We start from the raw sequence: 22,736 nt of genomic DNA, 5'->3' as shown, positions 1-22,736 counted from the left end.
TGGTACGACCAAAACTCAAGTTTTAACACTATCGTGCTGCGATAACCAAAACTTGAGCGAAGCATTTCAATATAACCTTCAATAGAGTTTCTTCACTCTAGTTTACTTGGTTGTTGTCAGCGAATGACGACAGCGCTTTTTTGCGCTTGAAACTTGAGTAAACAAATGACTACATTAATATCTACATCATCCATTTCTTACGATCTAACATCATGCCGATTATTTGATGGGCTTTCCTTTACCATTAAGAAAGGTGACCGCATTGGCCTTATTGGCAGTAATGGCTGTGGCAAAAGCACCTTATTACGTCTGTTAAACAAAGATTTACCTGACTGTGTAGGGAATGTTTCCTTCGCCTCGAATGCCGTAGTTGCCTTGATTGAGCAACACTTACCTAAGCGACTGTTAAGCCTAACAATGCTCGATGCTGTGACCGACAACCTTACTTTAAACATGCAGCAAACAGAGCAATGGCGTGCACAAATTACTCTTTCTAATTTAGGGTTTGATGAAAGCTATTGGAACCAGCCGGTAGGCACTTTAAGTGGCGGTCAATACGCGCGAGTGTTAGTCGCGAGAGCATTGATTCTTGAGCCAGATGTCCTGTTGCTAGATGAACCAAGTAACCACTTAGATCTACCGACGTTACTTTGGTTAGAGCAGTTTCTGAAAGATTGGAGAGGGACGTTTGTCATGGTTTCGCATGATCAACGATTACTCGACCACGTCACCGATTCTACTTGGGTGTTACGTGACAAAAGGATACTTAGCTTTAGCCAAAAATGCACCGAAGCTAGAAAAGCACTGGAAGATAAAGATCGAACGGATGCTGAAAGGCAACAAGCAGAAAAGAAAGAGATCGACCGCATCGAAAAGAGCGCTCATCGTTTAGCGATTTGGGGGCGTGACTTTGACAATGAAGGTCTGTCACGAAAAGCAAAAAGCATGGAAAAGCGCGCTGAAGGGTTACGCTCGACCATGACTCGTTTAGATTCCGTTGAACCATGGACACTAAGCTTGTCCGGTGAATCCATGAAGGCCAATCGACTACTTGAATTGTCGGAGGTGCCAATTACCGCCGCTGACGACCAAGCGCCACTGTTTGAAGTGCTGTTCCAACAGATAAAGAGCGGTGACCGTGTTGCTGTGCTAGGCAAAAATGGGGCGGGTAAGTCATCGCTTCTGAAAGTATTGTGGGCGAATTATCAGGCGTCTCAACTTGGAGATAATGGTTATTTTCACCCAAATGCTGAAGTCGGGTATTACGACCAAAGCCTTCACCAATTACGTGATGACCATTCACTAATAGATTCACTTTACTCATTTTATCCTGTTTCGGAGGAAGCTAGAAAAATGGCTTTGATTAGCGCGGGTTTTTCCTATGAAAGACACGAGCAAAAGATCGCAGAGCTTAGCGGTGGCGAGCGTTCTCGACTGCTGTTTGTTGGGCTATCGCTAGCGAAGTATCACTTCCTGTTGTTGGATGAGCCCACTAACCACCTTGATATTGAAGGTAAGGAAGAGCTGGTGAATTGCTTAACTCAATTCGAAGGGGGGCTACTGTTGGTCAGCCATGATCGAGAGTTGATTGAAAAATCATGCAATCGATTCTGGTACATCAATGATGGTCAACTTGTGGAAATGACTTACTTAGATGCGGTGTATGAGGCGATGTCTGTCGGTAATCAGGTCGTTAGCTTAGAGGCGAATGACACAGCGCCAAGCTCGGTGTTGTTATCCAAATCTGAGTTTATCGAAAATCACCACTCAAATACGGCACAAAACGATGAAGAGTTGCTTTTGGAAAGGCTGTTGGAGTTGGAAGAGTTACTGACACAAGACCAGTCTCGAAAAGCAAAACATCAAAAGCCAGATCTTCAACATAAATGGCAGCAAGAAATAGAAACTATCAATATGAAATTGGAGCTTAGTTAGCTTTACATATCAGTTAGTTCTACATATCAATTAGTTGTAAATTTCAATTAGCTGCGCGTGTTAGTTTGCTAAAAATCTTGGTTAGCTGCGCTCGCCAGTTGACTCGATATAACATTGATGAGTTGTGTGTGCTCGGCTGTGATCGCTGAGCACGCATGACCAAAGGGGCTTTATTTATTCAGAATCGGCCAAAGGTTCTTTAGTTATTCTGAATCCGCTAAAGGCTTTTGTTACTTTTGTCAGTATTTATACTGACTCCAAATTCAAGTTTAAAAGCAAAAACCTTGATATATATTTGATTCAAACCTCACTGCTCGGAGGTGATGTGTAATATAATCGGCGCCTAAATATAAGAATAAAAATTAAACCATAGAACCAGTAAACGTTAGGGCTTAGAGAACAAAGTATTTCGTATGAACGCTATTCGCAAAGTTTATCAATACGCAGAACCTAATCTCACCCTTGTAGGTTGGATGGGCTTTGTCGGCTTTCCCATTTACTACATTATATGGGAGTTTTTGTTCCCTCAACCATATGAAAACCTACCGCTGCGTCTAGCGTGTTCGGTATTATTTTTAGGCATCATTTCCCGTAATCGTGTGCCATTTGAATGGCGCAAATACCTTCCGGCTTATTACCAAGTTGCGGTAACCCTCTGTTTGCCGTGTTTCTTCTTTTACATGCTGCTGATGAACAATTGGTCCAACGTTTGGGTCATGTCTTTTATGTCGGCTATATTTCTGCATATTTTGTTGGTGCACGTCACTAAAGTCATGTTCGCTCAAACTTTTGCCGGAATTGGAATTGCGACGTTATGTGCTTGGGTGGCACAAGGCTTCTACCTCGAAATCACAATGGATTGGACGCATGTACCCATCTTCTTGTTTATCTACCTGTTCGGTAACTTGTTCTACTTCCGTAATCAGGTGGAACACGAGAACAAGGTATCACTGGCGAAGTCTTTTGGTGCCGGTATTGCCCACGAAATGCGAAACCCATTAAGTGGTTTGTTGACCTCTATTGATGTCATGCAATCCATATTGCCGGACCCAAAAAGTGGCGACCACAAAGGGCAATATGCGCTGAGTAATGAAGACGTTATCCAGTTGCGAGAAGTGGGTGATGAAGCGATGGAGATCATTCACTCAGGTAACGAAACGATTGATCTGTTATTGACTTCAATTGACGAAAACCGAGTCTCTCGCTCGACCTTTAAAAAGCATTCGGCGCAAGCGGTCGTGGAGGGTTCGATTGCCAGCTTTAATTACAAGCGCGCAGCCGATAAATCTGCCATTTCTTTAGACGTACAAAGCGACTTTGACTTCTTAGGAAGCGATACCTTGTTGAAGTACGTGATGTATAACCTGTTCAAGAACGCATTCCATCATCGCAGCCCTGAAGATTTCCATATTCATGTCACGATGTGCAGTGATGAAGTAACCAATCAAATCATGGTGACGGATAACGGCTCTGGCATATCAAGTGATGTGATTCGCCGTATCTTCCAAGACTTCTACACCACAGGCCAATCGGGTAACTACGGTTTAGGCTTGCCATTTTGTCAGAAGGTAATGCGCTCGTTTGGTGGCGAAATCAAATGTCAGTCGGAAGTGGAGCAATGGACGCAATTCACGATGACGTTCCCAGCTCTGACATCCAACTCAGTGAAAGAGATTAAGAGCGAACTGACTAAGTTAAAGGGTGTGGTGATGATCAGTGATCAGAAGGTTCTGACCAGTAAAATGACCGAGATGTCGCGTTTTATGGGCTTTGACCTCACTATTATGGATGTCGCTTCTGCGCTTAAAAATAAGGAATATCAGTTCGAATTTGATTTGGTTTTCGTTGATATGGAGAGCTTGGATCTACGAGCTAGCTGCTTGGAGAGGATTGAATCACTGCTTTCGTTTACCGAAGCTCGAATCATTTACCTCTATGAGCATCATCCGATTAGGCGTGTATGTAACGTCTCTTTCGAGCCTATTTGGGTGGAAACACAAGTTTGGCTACTCAATACCAAAGCGACCATCGACCGTTTACTGTTCGATTCCAATTACGTGATGCCGTCTGTGCCAGTAAAACCGTTAGAGGCTGCGAACAAACGTACGATTATGGTGGTGGATGACAATGAATCTTTGCGCCGTTTTACTGCGATGTTATTGGAAAAGCAGGGCTTTGATGTGGTGCAGAAAGAAGATGGTCAGCAAGCGTTAGATGCGTTGGATAGCGACGATATTGACCTGATTCTCATGGATATCGAAATGCCAATCATGGATGGTGTGGAAGCGTCTCGCCGAATTCGAAGTGCCAACAAGGCATACTCTTCAGTGCCGATTATTGCCCATACCGGTGACAGTTCGCCCGTCACTTTGGAGAAAATGGAATCATCAGGCATGTCTGATTTCATCGTCAAACCCGCAGATAAAAACCGACTGTTCGATAAGATTGCTCACTGGATCTAGTGAATGTTATAGGTTGAACTACACGACCATCGTGTCGGCGACTCAAATACAAGAAAGAGCTCAGCGAATTGCTGGGCTCTTTTTGTTTAGCGACATGGTAGCGTCCATTCAGTCCTGCCGTTTTTAGTTAAAGAATTAGTGTGTTCAGAGCTATACGAATTCTAACTCTGGGTGATGGTACGCCTCATGACAAACCGTGAGTACATGGTCAATGTCTCGTGGAGTCATGTCGGCATTCACTGAAAATCGGATGATGTTCTTATTCTTCCCTGTCGCTGGGCGGCAGAACACTGCACCGAACACATCACGTTCTTCAAGGAAATCGCGCACTCGCTCTGTATTTCTTTCATTACCACACTCTAGCGAGACGATTTGAGATTCACTACGGATGTTAAAGCCAATCCGTTTTAGACCCGTAATGAGCGACTGTGCTCGCTTAAACATGGCTTCTCGTTTGTCATCTGCACCTTTAATCACCTCCAATGTTTTCTCTAAACGAATCACTTCTTGCGGCAATACGGTTGAGCTAAAAATGGCAGGATAAGCAACAAACGGCAGTGTCTCAGACAATTGTTTGGGGCCTAGGATCGCGCCAGCACGGTACGCAAAAGTTTTGGCCAAGCTGACAGTAATGAAATCGACTTGGTTAGTGAGCCCAAGTGCTTCAACGAGTCCAGCACCTTTGGTGCCATGAGTCCCCAGAGAGTGCGATTCATCAACCACGAGTGCACAATCAAACTCTTGCGCCATTTCGTAGATGTCGCGGAGTGGGGCAATCGTGCCAATGGTGCTATAGACCGAATCTACAACAATGACGCCAGAGCCATAGCGCTCAAGCTGCTTGCGCAGATGGTTCATATTGTTATGCATGAACGGATGCGCGCTCGCACCTGCGGCTCGAATACCTTCCCATAAAGACATGTGGGCAAAGAAATCAATATACACAGGAGCTTGTGGTGGACAGATGGTTTGCAGTAAGCCTATGTTCGCCGCCCAACCAGACTGAGAGAGCAAGCAGCTTTCCATTCCTACATAGCTCGCTAGCTCATTTTCAAAGGCGGGTTTTGAATCCTCGTCTTGTAAGAAAATCGCCGACATGACGATGTTGTCATCATGTTCACCAATCGCTTGCTGGTGGGCTTGTTGAATCTGTTTGTTGTGCGACAGCGCGAGGTAATCGTTGCTTTGCATCACAACTGAATTGAGCCTAGGACGTTTACCCAGAACTAAGTGTGTTTGGCTTTCGTTCTGGGTAATGAGGTCTTCAATGTAATGGTTTAAGCGTTCTTCAATAAAGGAAGGTAGTGGTTTATTTTTGGTTTTATCACTCATAATTATTCTCTTCATATACAGGATAACGCCAGCGCTGACGGGTGTATATTGACGACAAAAAATGAGGTGTCATTAGCTAAGTTGCATAAATGGGCACACCCTTGCAAACTCAATATTTATGGGTTTTAAGGTGAGTGGATTTCCTTACGGTAACGAGCTTTAGCCCCGTTAAAATCAGAATAATAAATGCCTTTTTTATAATAAATAACGATGAAAAAACTAAAGTTCAAAGCTTGGGTGGAAGCTATTTGCTGACACATTGTCGGAGAAGTTTAATCAAGTCATCTAGCTGTTGTTTGGCCGCTCCCTCTAGCGAATAACCAATGTTGATGCGTAAGCAGTTGCTATAGAGATCAAGAGTGCTGAATAGGTGTCCAAGTCGAATATCAATCTTTTTCTCGGTAACGGCTTGAGCAAAAATTGGTTGATTCAGATTTGGAATCTGTAGCCAAAGTACCATGCCACCTTGTGGGTTACTGATCTTTACATCTGGAGGCAGGTGTTGGGTTAAATAGCTGAGGTATTGTTGGCGCAAAGAGAGGATTTGAGAGCATCTTCTTCTAACGTGTTTGGCGTATTGGCCTGATTCGATAAAGTCAGCAACCGCGAGTTGAGTCGGCAGGGCGACGCCATAGCTAGCAGCAGAAAACTGAGCCTTGTACTCCTCTATGTATCTGCCAGGCAAACACCAGCCTAAACGATAACTGGGTGAAAGGCTTTTCGATACCGACCCACACCACATCACGTATCCGCCTTTGTCATAGTATTTTGCTGGCAGAGGCGTGTGTGATGAGTATGACAGCTCCAAATACACATCGTCTTCAATGATGGGTACTCGATAGTGGTTCGCTAATTCAGCCAGTTTTTGCTTTTGACTGGCAGACATATTGATCCCCTGAGGATTCATATGGGAGGTACAGAAGATTGCTGCATCCACACGTTTGTTTTTCAGATGTGTTTCTAGCTGTTTTAGGTCGACACCGTCATCCAAAGACGGGATCTCGATGATCTGGCGTGACATCTTGCCGAGCAAGTCCAGAATACCGTTGAAGCAAGGAGAGCTGATGGCAATGGTGTCACCTTCTTTGGTGCAGGATTCGAGAGCGGCTTTAATCGCCGACATACAGCCTGCCGTGATCACCATTTCGTCAGGTCCAAAGTGGACATCAAGCTTGGCAAAGTGGGTGGACAAAGCTTGTCTTAACATCGGCTCGCCCTGCGTATCAGGGTAGTGATTAAGCCTGTCGCCCATACGTTTGATAGAACGGCGGAAACTGCGTTCTAGTTCAACAATCGATTGTTCATCATTAGTGGTGCTAGAGACCCCTAAAGGCCCATTGATTGAGTTGTGAGTCGATGAAGTTTGCTTAACTTTGGAAATCTTACTTTCAAACTGCGCCCACTCAGGTGTTGAATGAACAGGCTTGTGAGGCGAGACAAAATACCCCGCTTGCGGGCGAGAATGAATCCAGCCCTGTGATTCTAACTCTTGATAACAGCTTACTACGGTCGACATGCTGATCGCCTGTTGCTTAGCTAATTGGCGCAGTGAAGGCATGCGTCCGCCTTCCGGCCTTTTGCCTGTTTCTATCTCATCGATAAACTGATTGGCTAGCTTTCTGTAGATACTCATTGTCACGACCGTTATTAACTGTACTGGTTTTTATTGTAAAAATTGTATCTGTACCGGTTTTATTGTTCAAGGGATACTCTTTTAAAACAAAGGAGGGGTCAGTATGAAAAGAAATGATTTGTTGTTAGCGGTGTTCGTCATGGCAATTTGGGGATTCAATTTCTCGATGATCAAAATGGGCGTGACCAATGTGCACCCTTTGTTGGCAACGGCTGCGCGTTTCTCGCTAGCGGTGATTCCAGTGATATTTTTTGTGGCGAGACCGAATGTCGCTTGGCGCTATTTAGTCAGTTATGGCTTTGTGTTCGGTGTGGGTATTTGGGGCATGGCTTCATGGTCAATCACAGCGGGGCTCTCATCAGGGTTGTCGTCTGTATTGCTTTCTACCAACGTATTAATTGGTATGGCCGTTGGGGTATGGGTTTTCAAAGAAAGTGCGTCGGTTCGTAAGTTAATTGGTTCGATGTTAGCCATGTTTGCACTCGCAGTCTTAGTCTCGGCGGCACAGGGTAATATCACCGTTAATGGCGTGATCTTGATTATGATTGCAGCGTGTAGTTGGACGCTAATGGGCGTGATTGTTAAGGCATCTAAAACCACTCAAGCTTTTGCGTTCAATGTCTGGGGGATGTTGTTTGCTCCAGTACCATTAGTGTTATTTGCAGTGATGCTACACGGTGATCAAATTATCTGGCAGGGCATCGAACAATGGGATTGGAATACGACGATTGCTGTTCTGTTTCAGGCTTACCCGACCACATTGTTTGGTTACTGGGTGTGGAATAAGTTGTTAATCCAATATCCTTTAAGCACAACGGCACCGTTAATCTTACTAGTACCAATCTTTGCATTGATCAGCGGTTACTTTATGTATGACGAAGTATTGTCAGTCGCTCAAGTGGTTGCATCGGTGCTGTTTCTAATCGGTATCGGTTTGATTGTGAAGCCTGCTAAGGCTTCTAATTCTCAAGCTACAACGAAACTCGCAGAACAAAAGTGATTGATAATCGGACAGTATTCAATGAAACGGATAGAGTTCAAATGCTTTGAATAACAATAAGGCCTCGCACTTGCGAGGTCTTACTCTATGTCGAAGAAGTGAAGTTACTTAAAGAATTAATTAACAGCACTCTATTCACTTGCTCTCAATGAACTAGCTCTTAATTAATAACTCTATTAACTAAGCGATCAAGTCACCATACACTTGAGTAATTGGCACTCTAGTTCTTCATCCATTTGGTGCCCGATCACTTCAATTCTAGTTTCGGCACACTCATCGAGTTCTGATTCGGTCAAACCATCCTCTGTTAAGTTGTAGCCAAAGATACCATTTGGAGTAATGAACACTGCTTTCATGCGTTCTACTTTCAAGCCGACTAGAAATCGTCGTAAACGCTGGTGGTCGAACAGTTTGTCAGCCGCGAATCGCCAACCAATACTTTCAAACCCTTCACCTTGGTTGCTCGCCTTTATCATACCGCTCTCTGGCATCGGTAATTCTGAAGCGAGTGGCTTATCTTGCTTATGATGGTGGTGATGGTGCCCGTGAGCTTGGTGGTGATAGAAATTACTGTTTCCATCAAACTCGTCGTATGGGATCTTACCGTGATGAGCAAAGATCAGCTTAGTGTCAGGGTGACAAACCTGAGCAATGTACTCCGCCAGCTTTTCTGCATCGCCATTGTTATATAGGTCTACTTTATTACCGACAATCGTATCGGCAATGGTAATTTGCTGGTTGAAAGTATCGTGTTCAGAGTAACGTGTGTCAGACAGTTTGCGGGCATCGACCAAAGTCACGTTCTTCTGAAGTGACAACACCTTACGGTAGTGCTCAGAAGACAAGACTTCTAACACTTCTTTTGGGTGACCGAGCCCAGTAGGTTCAATCAATAAGCGGTCTGGTTTCGCCTCAGAAAGCAATTGATTGAGTGCTATCTGCATCGGTAGCCCTGCGGCACAGCACATGCAGCCACCGGGTACTTCACGAATAAAAACTCGCTGCTGTTTGGTTTGATTGCCTTCGAATAAGCTTCCATCGACGCCAATTTCTCCAAATTCATTTACCAAAATAGCCCAGTTTTCATCTCCGGGTTTGTTCTTCATTAGGTTGAGAATCGCGGTAGTTTTACCTACGCCGAGAAAACCGGTAATGATATTGGTTGGAATACCCAAGAGAGGTTTGTTATCAGAGCTCATTGGCAATTCTCCTATAACCTTGCACAAGGGTATGGTTGGCCGAAACAACAGACTCTGAAAACGCAGAATACTCAGGTGGTACCTTTGAGATATTGTTCAAATCAAACCCTGAACCGATGTTGGTCATTGGTGGTACATGGAAGCTTTCAGGTAAGTCGTTCCCGTCCACCACACAGTTATGGAGAATTACACAACCTTTGCCAATCACCGCATTAAAGACGACTGAGTTGAAGCCAATAAATACGTCGTCACAGACCTGACAAGGACCATGAATGATCGATCGGTGAGCGATGGATGAGCGTTCACCAATAGTGACGGCTGCGCCAGCTTTTGAATGAATAACCACACCATCTTGAATGTTGGTGTCGCGCTTAATCACGATGGCTTCCATGTCACCTTGTTCGTTGACCTCGTCAGCTCGAATCACAGCGTAAGGGCCAATAAACACGTTGTCTTCAATGATTACCTTGCCACAAATAATGGCAGTCGGGTCAATGAAAGCGGTCTCCGATACTTCTGGCATGTGACCGCTTGGATTTCTTCTTAACATATTGATTTCTTTTTATTGATTGGTAATAACTGCTGAACTAACGCTCAAATGAGAGCCTCATTGCAGGAGTGACCATGTCACTCGATATTTCTTTTGATGTATCAGCGGTATGCGTATCTTGGTTCTCAGGGGATTCTGGATTGCTATATACCTTGGCGCCATTGACCCAGGTGTGCTTGATCTGAGCTGAGAATTCGTGCCCTGCGAACGGTGACCATCCACATTGATACAAACTATTTTCATTGCTGACTAGAGTTGGTGTCTGTGGATCGACTAATACTAAATCGGCGAAGTAGCCCTCACGGATATAGCCGCGTTCCTGTATCGCATAACGGGTCGCTGGGTTATGTGCGGTTTTCTCGACCACCTGATCAACAGTCAAGGTTCCAGCATGTACGTGGTCAAATAGGCTCAACAAGGCGTGCTGTACCAGAGGTAACCCTGCTGGTGCTTGTTCGTAAGGAACTTGTTTCTCTTCCCATGTATGTGGCGCGTGGTCTGTTGCGATGATGTCGATTTGGCCCGTGCTCAACGCTGTTAATAGAGCGTCTCTATCACTAGGGTATTTGACGGCTGGATTACACTTAATTTGGTTACCGAGCGTTGTGTAATCTTTATTGCTAAACCATAAGTGATGGACACAAGCTTCTGCGGTAATACGTTTTCCCTGAATGGATCCGGCTTCAAACTGAGCGAGTTCTTTTTCTGTCGTGATATGCAACACATGAAGTTGGCTATTGTGTTTTGTAGCTAGCTCAATCGCATAAGAAGAAGAGGCATAGCAGGCGTTGTCGTCTCTTAGAATAGGGTGATCTTCAATCGTGAAAACCGTTTTCTCTTTTCTCAATTCTTCTTGGTTATTAGCGATAACAGGCCCGCTTTCACAATGGGTGACAATCAGGACGGGAGAATCACGAAATATGGCATCGAGTGCTTGAGGATCTTCAACCAACAGGTTACCCGTTGAAGCGCCCATAAACACCTTTACACCACAGTGTTTGGTCGGGTCGAGCAGCTTGATTTGCTCTAGGTTATCTTCAGTTGCACCTAGGTAAAAAGAGTAGTTAGCCAGTGAATTCTGTGCTGCGATATCAAATTTTTTTTCTAAGGCTTCAATGGTCGTTGTGGCAGGGTTTACGTTTGGCATCTCCATATAGCTGGTAATACCGCCTGCAACCGCAGCTCGTGACTCAGTGGCGATTGAGCCTTTGTGTGTCAAACCCGGCTCACGAAAGTGAACTTGGTCGTCAATCATTCCAGGGATTAAGTAACAGCCTTGAGCATCAATGACCTCATCGTTTGGGCTCGGTGAAATGTGGTTTGCGATCTTTTCGATTCGCTGGTCTACGACCAATACATCCGTTTCGGTGACGATGCCTTCGTTAGCCACGCGGGCATTCTTTATGAGCGTTGCAGACATAACGTTTCACTTTCTCCTTGTTGATGGGGCAAATACTATTGGGAATGGTTAAGAGAGTAGGAGCATCATTAAGTGGAAGCGGTCGCATCTTGGTTAGCGCATTCATCGCACACACAACTTATCTCTAACTGAGGGCTAACAACGGTGAAGCCTTCTTGCTTAGCGTGAGATTGAAGGTCGCGAATAATGGCAGGGTGGATGGTTTGCTCGCTGATCTTGTCGCATTTGGAGCAGATCAAAAATTGGGGGATGCCATGTTCATGTTCACAAAGAATATGGTCGCAAAGTATGAATTTATTGGAGACTTTCAGTTTATGCGCCAAGTGGTGCTCTTCTAAGAACTCCAACACTCGATAAACCGACATCGCCTGAACATTCTGATCAAAGTGCTCTTTACAGTAATCGACAATTTCATAGGCAGACAGCGCTTTGTCAGCGTGTACCAACGCACGCAATATCAACAGTCTCTTTGCCGTAAACTGTTTGCCATTGGTTTTGCAGCCGTGTTTTACATGCTTAATGATCGCTTCGACGTCTCGCATTCAATCCACTAAATTAAAAACAATATAGAGATGTTATAACATAACAATTTGAGTGGTGAAACGTACTTTTGGTTTTGTTAGTACTAAGTGTGACTATTATTAGTTTTAAATGAAGTAAGGAAATGCGACGTTTTTAGGTTGGATACGGAGTTTCCGTTGGGTAATACCGTTTTAAAACGTCAACGAGCGTGACGCATATCTGCATTCCGATATTGACACAATCGAATTAAATGCTGAAATGATACGAATCTCATATTTAATAACGCTTATTTAGTAACCTCTGTTGAGTTCGATATCAAATCAAGTGGCTGATTTTATTGGGTATCGGAGAAAAGTCTCAGAAATTAATATTTAGAAAACTAAAGTTTTAAATATTGGCTAATTTAGTTTGGTTGGAGTATAACTCTGTTTGATGGCCGAGAAGTAGAGGTTTTTCAGCTATATGTGTGAATTTAGGAGCGAGTTATCTTTCTGATTTGAAAGAATAATTCAATAGTTCAGATAAAAAAGTTGGCGAAAATCAGAAGCTTGGCATACACTTTCCTTGTAAATGACCTTATCTCATTGATTGAATAGGGTAAATGCTTTGGCGCTACTGGCGATAGTAGCAATGTTTAACATAGCTTTGAGGAAAGTTTTATGGCACTCACGAAGGCCGATTTGGCTGAGAACCTGTTTGAGACACTCGGATACAGCAAGCGGGATGCCAAGGAAACGGTGGAAGTGTTTTTCGAAGAAGTTCGTAAAGCACTCGAAAATGGCGAACAGGTAAAACTGTCTGGTTTTGGTAACTTTGATCTTCGCGAGAAAAACGAGCGACCTGGTCGTAACCCGAAAACTGGTGAAGACATTCCAATTTCTGCTCGACGTGTTGTTACTTTTAGACCGGGACAAAAATTAAAGGCCCGAGTCGAGAATATTAAAATCGAGAAGTAGCCAAGCAATAGACCACGCCAAGCGTGGTCTTTTTGTTTTTGCGGTTCATACATCGTCTGTTGACTTTTTTGTCGCTAGTTCCCCTTAGTAGCATGACCTTACTCTCTTTTTTTCGTTGCTCTCCTCGTTAATTACCATTAGTGAAATCTCTATATTTTGCTGTCTGATAGGAATGGAGTAAGGAAAGCAAATCGAGAACACCAATAACAAGAAAGGGCTGCGATTATGCAGCCCTTTGTCGTTCTTGTTTATGATAATTGCTTAGCCAGTGACTAAGCTGCTTTGATGTGCGTTGTAATGTACGGTTGCCATGCTTGTTGGTAAAGCTCTAAAGATTGGCGTCTTAGGCTATTGATTTGCGCCGCTTCGATATCGTTGATTGGGCGTTTTTCTGCAATCGCGTGACGCTCAATGCCTTGGATTATTTCATATAGCTCGTGCTCAGGGCCGCTTTTCACATCAGCAATCGCTTTTAAGTGAAGTTGAACCTCCGCAATGATGTTGGTTTTTGGCAAACGAACCAATAAGTTAAGGTCACGGTATCCAGAATCAGCCGGTGATTTAAACTTGTTCTTCAGCTTAACAACGTCTGCTTCGCGGCTTAGCGCTTCGTAAACTTCAACCAAGCTCTCTACATCGTTCGCGATGATAGTTGCACGGGCTAAGTCGGTAATTTTTGTTACGTCACCATCAAGCTCAAGAGCGATTTTTTCTTCTGCACGAGCTTGAGATTTAACGCCAGCAAAGAGCGCTTCAGAATTGGTGAGTAGGGCTGTGCTTTTACAGATAGTTTCTAGTTCAGCTTGGCCTTGATGCGCTTTGCTGTACAGAATATCGAAGTCGGTATAAGGTTGAGTCGGACGTGAGTCGAATGCTTTAATGCCATACAAGCCGCTTAGGCTATGGCGGAATACATTTGATGAAACTTGGTTTTGCGATGACGCTGTGCGTGATTGATCAGTTGAACTTGTTGAAACAGGTGCTGCTGCGAATGCAGGCGCTCGGCTCAATACCAGAAGCATTAGGGCCGTCGTACGGAGAAATACACTCATTCAAACTCCAAAATACAAGGTTACAAAAAACGGGTAGTCAAAAGGGGTAACCAGTAACGCATAAGAGTAAAAACAGCTTAACTAAACTCACTAGATATTAAGTGGGGCTAGCTAAGACAGAAACCAACTCTAACGTTTAATATTGCTTTAAAATGTGAAGATATAGACAAATAATCCAACCGTTAGTTCCGCAATTATCAGAACTTTGAACTTAGCCAGTTTCTGATTTTATCGAAACCAATGTGGTACTTTAAACCACGCTAAGGTTGCTCTTACCTCTCTATACTGTACCCTTGCATTATGACTGTTTAACATGAACGAAAGATGAATAATCCTGAATTTTGGCACAATAAATGGGCAGCCAACCAAATTGGTTTCCACCTCGAAGATGTAAACCCACTTCTGATTAAATTTTGGGAAAAGACCGAGCCTAGCTACGAGAAGAGTGTGTTTGTTCCACTTTGTGGCAAAAGTGAAGATCTAATTTGGCTAGCTTCAAAGCATGAAGATGTTCAAGGTGTCGAGTTAAGCCAGATTGCGGTTCGCGCATTTTTTGCCGAGCACCTTTACACGCCGACTGTGACTCAAATTAGCGGTCAGCACGAGCTGTACCAATTCGATGAATTGAACATCTATACAGGCGACTACTTCACAGCGCCAATCCAGCCTGTCGATACCATTTATGATCGAGCGTCTTTGGTCGCATTGCCTGAAGAGATGCGAGTGCAGTATGTAGAGCGTTTGAAACAACTGCTGAAACCGGGCGGTAAGATCCTCCTGGTGACGCTGGATTACGACCAAAGCGAGATGGCGGGGCCTCCGTTTAGCGTACCTAAACTAGAGATCGATCAGTTATTCGTGGGCTACAAGATTACATTGTTGAACCAGGACATCGCAGACGATGAACATCCGAAGATTGCAAAGAAAGGCTTATCTCGATTCAGTGAAGAAGTGTATTTGATTGAGTCAGACGCTTAAATTCCGCAAGCTTTCAAGCGAAAAGAGCGCTCAAATAAATAAGATAACACCAACAAAAAGACGGGCTCGATAGCCCGTCTTTTTTATTGTTGAGATTTGAAGTCGCGATTATTCAGAGTTGAATAGCTAGCTAGTAGATCACTTTTACTTTTGACGCGCTCTCAATAGCATCTTCAATCGCTGTCTCAGTGCTGTTGCGACGAGTAAGCGCTACACCGAGACGACGGCGACCATCGATATCAGGTTTACCAAACAGGCGAACTTGCGTTTGTGGCGCGTCTAACGCCTCTGTAAGACCTTCAAAACGAATGTTAGTTGAAGTGCCTTGGCCCAGAATAACCGCTGAAGCACACGGGCCGTATTGCGTGATGGATTTAATCGGCATACCTGTAAAGGCGCGTACGTGCAGTGCGAATTCCGATGAATCTTGAGACATCAATGTTACTAAGCCAGTATCGTGTGGGCGAGGGGATACTTCGTTGAAGATTACGTGATCGCCTTTAACAAACAGCTCGACACCAAAGATGCCGCGACCACCTAGTGCGTTAACCACTTGTTCAGCCGTGTATTGCGCAGCTTTCAGAGCGTTATCTGACATGATCTGTGGCTGCCATGATTCACGGTAATCACCGTCTTCTTGGCGGTGACCGATTGGCGCACAGAAATGAACACCGTCGGCTGCACGAACGGTAAGCAGTGTGATTTCGTAATCAAAGTCGATGAAGCCTTCGACGATCACACGACCTGCGCCAGTACGACCACCTTCTTGTGCGTAGTCCCAAGATTTTTGGATGTCTTCTTGTGTTTTGATAACGCTTTGGCCTTTGCCTGAAGAACTCATTACTGGTTTCACAACACAAGGCATGCCTACGAATTCAACAGCGGCTGAGAAATCTTCGAAGGTGTCTGCGAAGCGATAAGGGGACGTGCTCAGTTTCAGCTCTTCTGCGGCTAGACGACGGATACCTTCGCGGTTCATGGTTAGCTTGGTTGCATTCGCAGTTGGAACGACATTCAAACCTTGTGCTTCCAGCTCAACTAACTTGCTGGTGGCAATAGCTTCGATTTCAGGAACCACGTAATCAGGTTTTTCTAGCTCTATGATAGCTTGAAGTGCATCGCCGTCTAACATGTCTAATACATGGCTACGATGCGCAACTTGCATTGCTGGTGCGTCTGCATAACGGTCACAAGCAATAACTTCCAAACCTAAACGTTGGCACTCGATAGCAACTTCTTTGCCGAGTTCACCTGAACCTAATAGAAGTACACGAGTAGCATTTTCACGAGTAGCAGTACCAAACATAGAAATTCCTTCCGATCTTTTGAACGATTGATTGAAAACGGGGTGATCATACTTATTTCAATGACAAAAGCAAACGTTTGCGCAAGTTGTTGCGTTAATTACAGATATAAAAAAAGCAGCCCTGTTAAATAGGGCTGCTTATTTAAATTTTTGTTAATTAGATGTACTTAGATTGCTAAGTAAGTCACTGGAATGTCGGGATTAATCGCTTCTAATGTAGATTGCGTATCCGCTAGGTGGCTGATGCTACCTTCTGCGATTTCAACCAAAGCAGCACTTTCAATTTGTTCAAAATCGAAGCCCGCCAGTTTAAGTTGAATCAATGCCACTTGCAGAGGGGGCAGGCTCGGGTTAAACGCAGCATTTTCTGCGTAAGCACCCGTGAAGATCTCACCTGACGTTAGTTGTAGTGAAACACCGCTTAGGTTTTTGGTGTAAGGAGCATGGCTGCGGTTTAGTGCTGCTAACGCTTCTACAACAATAGGCGTTGTTTCTTCGGTCGTGTACTTATGATCAAGCTTAGTCATTAGGCCAGTTGTTACACCTAAGTCTGCAGGGCCGAACGAGTCTGGCAGGTACTCCTGCAGAGACATTTCATCACGCTGTGGAAGCTGAACTTTAAGTTCTTTTGCTGTTGTCAGTTCGTTCATGAATTGACGACAGTGACCACAAGGACTGAAGTTGATCGTGATATCTGAGATACCTTGTTCGCCTTTCATCCAAGCGTGGCTGATTGCAGATTGCTCTGCGTGAACCGTTTGACCAAGTTGAGCTCCGGCGATTTCAAGGTTTGCACCAAAATACAGAGTACCAGATAAACCGCGCACGATTGCACCAACATAAAAGTCAGATAACGGAGCGTAAGAATACGCTGCGGCAAAAGGAAGTAGCGCAATACGTAGCTCGTCATCCGCTAAACCACTTGCTTGCAGTAAGCTAGCAAATTGTTCTGGAGACAATGTCGCGTCAAAGTTGTCTGCTAATACGATGTCACTCAAAAGTGCTTTGATTTCTGTTGGAGCACTTTCCAGCGCCAGGGTAATACGACTGTTCATGTTGAATCCTTAATTGACCTTAGGCTTTAAGTTTATGCAATACTCAGGAATTTTCTGTGACAAGGATCACTATTAAATTGTTGTTGTTACATTGGTTTGCATAATTAGAGTGAGGTCACACTTGAAATCGATTACAAGAGCCATTTATACAGTTGATATCGCACTTATTGCTCGTAAATGACCGTGACTTGACTGCTCTTGCTGAATAAATGCGAATAAAAAGCCCAAACAGACACTGTAAGTAACAGCATTCTGGTTGGGCTGAATCGCGTAGTGATTGTTTCGATTAAGAATAGAACCAAACTACAAGCGAAAATATACTCGGTGCGATAATCGAGGTAATGACGCCACAGAGAACAAGCGCTAGAGAACTGAATGCCGCATCTTCTTGATTCTTTTCAGCACATGTCGCAGTACCTAATGCGTGAGATACCGTTCCCATTGTTAACCCTCTGGCGATTGGGCTCTTAATACCAATCAGGTTATAGATTGGGTACGCAAAAATTGCCCCAAACAGACCAACAATCAAAACCAGAATCGCAGCAATAGCCGCTTCACCACCTAAATGACTTGAGACTTCCATTGCTATAGGTGTAGTGACCGATTTACCTAGTAGGCTGGCAATTAGGCTCAGATCTGCTTTAAAGGCGACCGCAATCAGTGCTGTTGTTGTCATCGACATCACACTGCCCAGCGTGCAAGCAAAGGTGATGATGCGCCAGTTCGCTCGAATTTGAGGTAACTGTTCATATAGCGGATAAGCAAGCGCCACAACCGCAGGCTGAAGCATGTAAGTAATCCAAGTGTTGTCTGTGTAGTAGGTCTCGAAAGGGACTTTGAAGAACAACAGAATTGGAATAATGATGCCAATGCTGATCAATAACGGGTTACACAGTGGTGAGTTCACTTTTTGGCTTACCCAGCGAGCAAACAGGAACACCACGATGGTCAGTAGAATCCACATGATTATTTACCTCTCGAAAGCAAGCGGTCTAAGAACCATGATAAAGACACCAATACGATGAGCGTACCGCCAACGGCACTGGCCATGATTGGCAATGCATTGGCAATAAGCATGTCGAAGTGATCCATTAACCCAACACTGATTGGGACGAACAATAAGATCATCAAACGAATAATCAGACTGGCACCGGGTTGTACCCAGTGTGATGGAACAATACCTATCACCATGGCGGTAAACAGAATCAACATGCCAAAAATACTGCCTGGAATTGAGGTCTCTAGATATTGTTGTAACGCGTTGCCTGCAGTGAGAGCACCTATGATTAAGGTGAAGGAGATTAAGCAGTAAACGAGTTTGATCAATCTTTCTTTCAAAGTGTCACATCTCTTGATAATGAATTAACTAGCTAGCTTTTCTACGTATTGATAAACCGCTTTCAAGATAGCCATTTTCTTCTCGTCGCTTTCATGTTCATGCGCGAGGTTTTCTAGATTCAGCATGTACTCTTCTAAGCGACTCTCGTAAAACTCACGACAATGGTTCGCCCATTTCAGCTGCTCAGCTTCATCAAGTGTCCATGGGAAATGACGAGCGCGGTAACGGAACAACAACGGCTTAATACGCTCGTCACTGAAAGTGATGTCTAAAGCGGCCAAGTTGTTCGGGTCAGTTTCACGAATGATGTTCATCGCGGTCTTATCTGCTGGAGAGAAGAAGCCATCGTAAAGGTGTGTGTCTACATCATCGCTTTTTTCGTATTCACGTTCTTGTGAGTACAAGCCAATCAGCTTTTCACGAATCTCTGGATGTTCACGTAATAGAGCTAGGTTCTTCAAGCACTGCTGACGGTCAATGCCGATCGTTTCTGCGTTTTCAGCTGTCAGGGTTTTTGCTGGTGCGAGAATTGGGCACTTGTTGAGTTGTACCAGTTTGATTGGTACTGGCAGTTCGTCTTCAGCAAGCTCGCTGCGCTTGGTATAAAGCCTTTCTCTTAGTTCATCCGCATCCATTTCCAGTAAAGGGCTAGGATCTTTCGCTAAATCCACAACGATAACGGCATTTTGGTTGGTCGGGTGCCAAGCCATAGGAACAATCCAACTTGTGTAGTTGCAGTCACGACCAAACATGCCTGACACGTGCATTAACGGTGTCATGTTGACGATGTCGACAAGCTCATTCAACTTACGCTTGTGGCGCATGTTGTAGAGGTAATCAAACATCTTAGGTTGTGCGGCTTTCAGCTTTTTCGCGAGTTCGATAGTTGCGATAACATCGGCCATCGCATCGTGCGCGTTCTCATGTTCAATGCCATTTGCCACAGATAGGTGTTCCAGTTTAAAACTTGGGTAACCTTCTTCATTCTCTGGCCAAACAATGCCTTCAGGGCGCAGTGCGTGAACAGCGCGCATTACATCCAGTAGATCCCAACGTGAGTTGCCGTTCTGCCAGCTCCACGCATATGGGTCGATGAAGTTACGGTAACAGGTGTAACGCGTTACTTCGTCATCGAATCGAATGCTGTTGTAGCCAAGGCTTGTGGTGTTTGGTTTTGCAAGCTCTGCATGAATCTTGGCGATAAACTCAGGCTCAGGTAAGCCTTGAGACATGGCTTTTTGTGGTGTGATGCGAGTGATCAGCGCAGCTTCAGGTGCAGGAAGATAATCAGCAGGAGGTTGGCAGTAGATAACCAAAGGTTCTCCGATAACATTGAAATCTTGGTCGGTACGAACACCTGCGAATTGACTCGGACGATCTTTCGCTGGGCTCACGCCCCATGTTTCGTAATCGAAAAAGAAGTAGGTTGGCTGATTATCTGAACTCATTGAATTTCCTGAACAGTAAGCGGACGACGTTTACTGTGGCTGAAGGTTAGTTTTGTTCAGTATCTGATAGTATGCGGTACGCGTGCAACCCAGATCACAAATAAATTGCCGGAAAACGGTGCTTTACTATTCAATCGAGTCAACAGGGAAGCTTTTGAATCGAATTGTGGCGATTTCTTCGTAACGGTTCTGCCTGTTTACGGTTTAGATGAGCGGCGGTGGTGGAGAGTCAGGGTCACTATCAAGGTACAGATTTTTAAGCTATCAGACGACCGTTTAAACCGTTACATCTTCATGCCTAATGCTCTCCCCAATTTAGTTGTCTTGCGGCAATATAATTCACTTAGCTTTGACGATTTATTGAGTATTTATGAGTGTAGGGGTAATCATGTTGGATAGTTCTACGTGTCTCATTTTTAATACTGTTTAAAACTTATGTTTAAACTGGCTAATACAGAAACTTAATATTTCATTTTTATTACAGATCAATGTTAATACTGGTTTGTTTCATTTATGAGACTATATTGCAACACGGTGATCTATATAGTGATTCATTTAAATAAAATGCTTGGTTATTACTTTTGTTTATTGTGCAGACATTTTAAATAAAACGTTTTTTATAAAAATAATGACGTATAAAATTAAAGGGATTAAGTGTAAAACCAGTTTTATATATAATTAATAAAAACACCTAAATACCACTATTTTTTCTAGTGTTATTTGTGTCAATTTGCGTGATCTTATTCTCACTGCGCCTCATTTCTTTATAAATTAGTGTCAATGTATATATTTTCTAAATAGGATTGCTGTTACTTAATTGTTAACTCTGATTAACTATTAGGTAACCCTAATAATAAAGCCGATTTTATATAAAGGATTAAAGAAATGAACAAAATTTTTAAGGTTGTTGCTGTCTCTGCACTTTCTATCTCTTCAGCGAACGTTTTCGCTGTGAGTGACACTTTTGATGCAACACTAGAAGTAAAACAAGCAATTACGATGACAAAAACAAGTGATCTTGATTTTGGTATCATCACTTCAGATAACACAACAGATGTTGTTATCGCTCAAGGTGATGCAGGAGCTGCGGCATTTACGCTTTCAGGAGAGTCTGGTGATGCAGTAACAGTAAGTATTTCTGATACTAACTTAGTTAACGGTGTAAATACGATTGCAGCAGAATTCGACTTTAATAACGCTATTACTCTTACTGGTGGTAGTGCGGATCTTAATATTGGTGGCACAGCACGTACTTCAAGTGCAACATTAGTTGCTGGTACTTATACTGCAAACGTTGCAGTAGATGTAACTTACCAGTAATCAAATGAAATCAGTATAATATTTTGGCTGTTGTAGAGCAGCCATTTTTACGATGAAGTTTCTATTCAAATACGCGATTTATATCGGTCTGACGTTTTATTCAAGCCCGTTTCATGCTCTGGAAATCATTCCTGAAAATATGGAGGTGAAATTTCCGGGTATGTATATCTCTGGCTCGGGGCAAAATGCTGATGCTAATCCGGCTAATAGTCAGATTTACGTAGTTCGATTTTATGTTGAAGGCGAGCCTGGTAAAAAGATCGTGGTTTCGCTCCCCTCTAAGCAGTACCTCAACCATTCTCGTAAATCCAAACGTCTTCGTATTAAAAAGTTCTATTTTGGTTGCGGCTTATCAAAGCGAGGCAGAGCCAAAATCAAAGGCAATGGAAGAAGCAAACTACTGTGTATTGGTGCACGAGTGAAAATCGGCGCTAATCATCCCGCTGGCGTTTATACCAGTACAATTCCTTTTGAGGTTAATTATAAATGAAGTTATTTATCTCATGTGTTCTCGGCTTACTTTTCACGGCACAAGCCTCTGCTCAACTCCTAATCGCTCCAACTCGTTTTGTCTTAGATGCTGATACCTCTGTGACGGAAAAAATCGTGGTGGAGAACAATTCGGATGAACCGATTCGATTGGAGATCAAACCAATCTATCGACCAGTCAAGGCCAGTGGGTTAGTTCGTACCGACGCGAATATTGCTGAGTCTGAAAATATCGCTGATTGGATTAAAGTGTCACCGCCGATTATTCGTGAATTGAAACCCAACCAAAGACGCACTGTTCGCTTACGCATGAACGCATTGCCAGACGACATGCCAGATGGCGAATATCGAGCTTACCTATGGTTTTCGCCTATCGCGAAGGCTGTTGAAGCCTCACCGCCTGATTTATCCAGAAAGGTTCGTTCTAACAACGGTTCTGCGTTTAAACTCAACTTTCATATCAACAGTTATGTCCCGGTTTATGTACAAAAAGGTGAGCAGGTACAAGATGTGAAGTTTCAATGTGATGATCAGAACCTCAAGATCACGAATGACGGTAATTTCCAGTTCAGCGCTAAACTGAATGTCGACGAACACAGCGAAAAGGTGGTGTTACTTCGAAATGCAGAATTAACCAAACCGCTACCAAAGGGCTCGAAGGTTTCATTGGTGCAGAACGACCAGCCTTTGTACGAATGTGTTCTGTAGCTTGAACTGTGTGTTGCCAGTGATTGTGCGCT

20 protein-coding genes are annotated in these 22,736 nt (G+C 43.8%); 8 read left to right on the top strand and 12 right to left on the bottom strand.

The features are described from left to right. Window positions 1-165 precede the first annotated feature (165 nt). Together CWO27_RS19560 and CWO27_RS19555 are read left to right on the top strand one after the other, a co-directional pair. Window positions 166-1,935 carry an ABC-F family ATP-binding cassette domain-containing protein gene (locus CWO27_RS19560; protein WP_107899412.1) on the top strand — a complete coding sequence of 590 codons (1,770 nt, stop codon included), beginning with the start codon at window positions 166-168 and terminating at the stop codon, window positions 1,933-1,935. Window positions 1,936-2,348: 413 nt separating this feature from the next. Beyond that, the gene (locus CWO27_RS19555; protein WP_107899411.1) at window positions 2,349-4,397 is read left to right on the top strand and encodes an ATP-binding response regulator; all 2,049 of its coding nucleotides are present in this window, start codon (window positions 2,349-2,351) and stop codon (window positions 4,395-4,397) included. 150 nt (window positions 4,398-4,547) lie between these two features. Here the strand turns inward: CWO27_RS19555 and cqsA are convergent, their stop codons facing one another. Continuing rightward, window positions 4,548-5,729: an alpha-hydroxyketone-type quorum-sensing autoinducer synthase gene (cqsA, locus tag CWO27_RS19550; protein WP_102480589.1), complete on the bottom strand. Its 1,182-nt coding sequence runs from the start codon at window positions 5,727-5,729 to the stop codon at window positions 4,548-4,550. Window positions 5,730-5,973: 244 nt separating this feature from the next. Next, complete coding sequence (locus CWO27_RS19545; RefSeq protein WP_107899410.1) at window positions 5,974-7,362, bottom strand: aminotransferase-like domain-containing protein; 1,389 nt, start codon at window positions 7,360-7,362, stop codon at window positions 5,974-5,976. A gap of 103 nt (window positions 7,363-7,465) precedes the next feature. Here CWO27_RS19545 and CWO27_RS19540 point away from each other — a divergent pair, with 103 nt between their 5' ends. Next, entirely contained in the window at window positions 7,466-8,362 is an 897-nt protein-coding gene (locus CWO27_RS19540) for an EamA family transporter (protein ID WP_107899409.1), read from the top strand. 188 nt (window positions 8,363-8,550) lie between these two features. Here CWO27_RS19540 and CWO27_RS19535 read toward each other — a convergent pair whose 3' ends face one another. The 4 genes from CWO27_RS19535 to CWO27_RS19520 form a co-directional block, all read right to left on the bottom strand. Further along, the gene (locus CWO27_RS19535) at window positions 8,551-9,561 is read right to left on the bottom strand and encodes a CobW family GTP-binding protein (RefSeq protein WP_107899408.1); all 1,011 of its coding nucleotides are present in this window, start codon (window positions 9,559-9,561) and stop codon (window positions 8,551-8,553) included. Beyond that, window positions 9,551-10,111 (bottom strand): carbonate dehydratase, encoded by a 561-nt coding sequence (locus CWO27_RS19530; protein WP_107899407.1) that lies wholly within the window; start codon window positions 10,109-10,111, stop codon window positions 9,551-9,553. The genes CWO27_RS19535 and CWO27_RS19530 overlap by 11 nt, the downstream gene beginning before the upstream one ends. Before the next feature lie 37 nt (window positions 10,112-10,148). Next, the gene (locus tag CWO27_RS19525) at window positions 10,149-11,531 is read right to left on the bottom strand and encodes a dihydroorotase (protein WP_107899406.1); all 1,383 of its coding nucleotides are present in this window, start codon (window positions 11,529-11,531) and stop codon (window positions 10,149-10,151) included. Between the two features lie 68 nt (window positions 11,532-11,599). Next, entirely contained in the window at window positions 11,600-12,073 is a 474-nt protein-coding gene (locus CWO27_RS19520) for a Fur family transcriptional regulator (protein ID WP_048664859.1), read from the bottom strand. A gap of 639 nt (window positions 12,074-12,712) precedes the next feature. Here CWO27_RS19520 and ihfA point away from each other — a divergent pair. After that, window positions 12,713-13,009 carry an integration host factor subunit alpha gene (ihfA, locus tag CWO27_RS19515; protein ID WP_004734853.1) on the top strand — a complete coding sequence of 99 codons (297 nt, stop codon included), beginning with the start codon at window positions 12,713-12,715 and terminating at the stop codon, window positions 13,007-13,009. Between the two features lie 272 nt (window positions 13,010-13,281). Here the strand turns inward: ihfA and CWO27_RS19510 are convergent, their stop codons facing one another. After that, window positions 13,282-14,061, bottom strand: a complete 780-nt coding sequence (locus CWO27_RS19510; RefSeq protein ID WP_102431769.1) for a RelA/SpoT domain-containing protein — start codon at window positions 14,059-14,061, stop codon at window positions 13,282-13,284. 324 nt (window positions 14,062-14,385) lie between these two features. On the opposite strand from CWO27_RS19510, the gene CWO27_RS19505 reads away from it, so the two are divergent. Then, window positions 14,386-15,039 carry a thiopurine S-methyltransferase gene (locus CWO27_RS19505; RefSeq protein WP_102479949.1) on the top strand — a complete coding sequence of 218 codons (654 nt, stop codon included), beginning with the start codon at window positions 14,386-14,388 and terminating at the stop codon, window positions 15,037-15,039. Window positions 15,040-15,169: 130 nt separating this feature from the next. On the opposite strand, the gene purT is transcribed toward CWO27_RS19505, so the two are convergent. The 5 genes from purT to sbcB form a co-directional block, all read right to left on the bottom strand. Then, the gene (gene purT, locus CWO27_RS19500; RefSeq protein WP_102479947.1) at window positions 15,170-16,345 is read right to left on the bottom strand and encodes a formate-dependent phosphoribosylglycinamide formyltransferase; all 1,176 of its coding nucleotides are present in this window, start codon (window positions 16,343-16,345) and stop codon (window positions 15,170-15,172) included. A 167-nt stretch (window positions 16,346-16,512) separates the two neighbouring features. After that, the gene (gene cdd / locus CWO27_RS19495) at window positions 16,513-17,400 is read right to left on the bottom strand and encodes a cytidine deaminase (RefSeq protein ID WP_048664862.1); all 888 of its coding nucleotides are present in this window, start codon (window positions 17,398-17,400) and stop codon (window positions 16,513-16,515) included. A gap of 286 nt (window positions 17,401-17,686) precedes the next feature. Further along, window positions 17,687-18,364 carry an LrgB family protein gene (locus CWO27_RS19490; protein WP_107899405.1) on the bottom strand — a complete coding sequence of 226 codons (678 nt, stop codon included), beginning with the start codon at window positions 18,362-18,364 and terminating at the stop codon, window positions 17,687-17,689. Between the two features lie 2 nt (window positions 18,365-18,366). Further along, window positions 18,367-18,738: a CidA/LrgA family protein gene (locus CWO27_RS19485; protein WP_017080643.1), complete on the bottom strand. Its 372-nt coding sequence runs from the start codon at window positions 18,736-18,738 to the stop codon at window positions 18,367-18,369. Between the two features lie 24 nt (window positions 18,739-18,762). Continuing rightward, window positions 18,763-20,187, bottom strand: a complete 1,425-nt coding sequence (gene sbcB / locus CWO27_RS19480) for an exodeoxyribonuclease I (RefSeq protein WP_107899404.1) — start codon at window positions 20,185-20,187, stop codon at window positions 18,763-18,765. Between the two features lie 885 nt (window positions 20,188-21,072). Here sbcB and CWO27_RS19475 point away from each other — a divergent pair. From CWO27_RS19475 to CWO27_RS19465, 3 genes are read left to right on the top strand one after another with little or no spacing between them, the layout of a single operon-like run. Continuing rightward, the gene (locus CWO27_RS19475; RefSeq protein WP_017104493.1) at window positions 21,073-21,507 is read left to right on the top strand and encodes a DUF4402 domain-containing protein; all 435 of its coding nucleotides are present in this window, start codon (window positions 21,073-21,075) and stop codon (window positions 21,505-21,507) included. A 52-nt stretch (window positions 21,508-21,559) separates the two neighbouring features. After that, a complete protein-coding gene (locus CWO27_RS19470; protein ID WP_102433211.1) occupies window positions 21,560-21,997 on the top strand; it encodes a DUF4402 domain-containing protein in 438 nt (145 codons plus the stop codon). Next, window positions 21,994-22,704, top strand: coding sequence for a fimbrial biogenesis chaperone (locus CWO27_RS19465; RefSeq protein ID WP_102433212.1), 711 nt, complete (start codon window positions 21,994-21,996; stop codon window positions 22,702-22,704). Before CWO27_RS19470 ends, CWO27_RS19465 begins: the two co-directional genes overlap by 4 nt. The last annotated feature ends 32 nt before the right edge of the window (window positions 22,705-22,736 follow it).

Origin of the sequence: Vibrio sp. 10N.286.51.C3 (assembly GCF_003050065.1) — a bacterium.
GTDB classification, from domain to species: domain Bacteria; phylum Pseudomonadota; class Gammaproteobacteria; order Enterobacterales; family Vibrionaceae; genus Vibrio; species Vibrio crassostreae.
The sequence above is the reverse complement of the archived record's forward strand: the minus strand, read 5'-3'. Positions and strand labels throughout refer to the sequence as shown.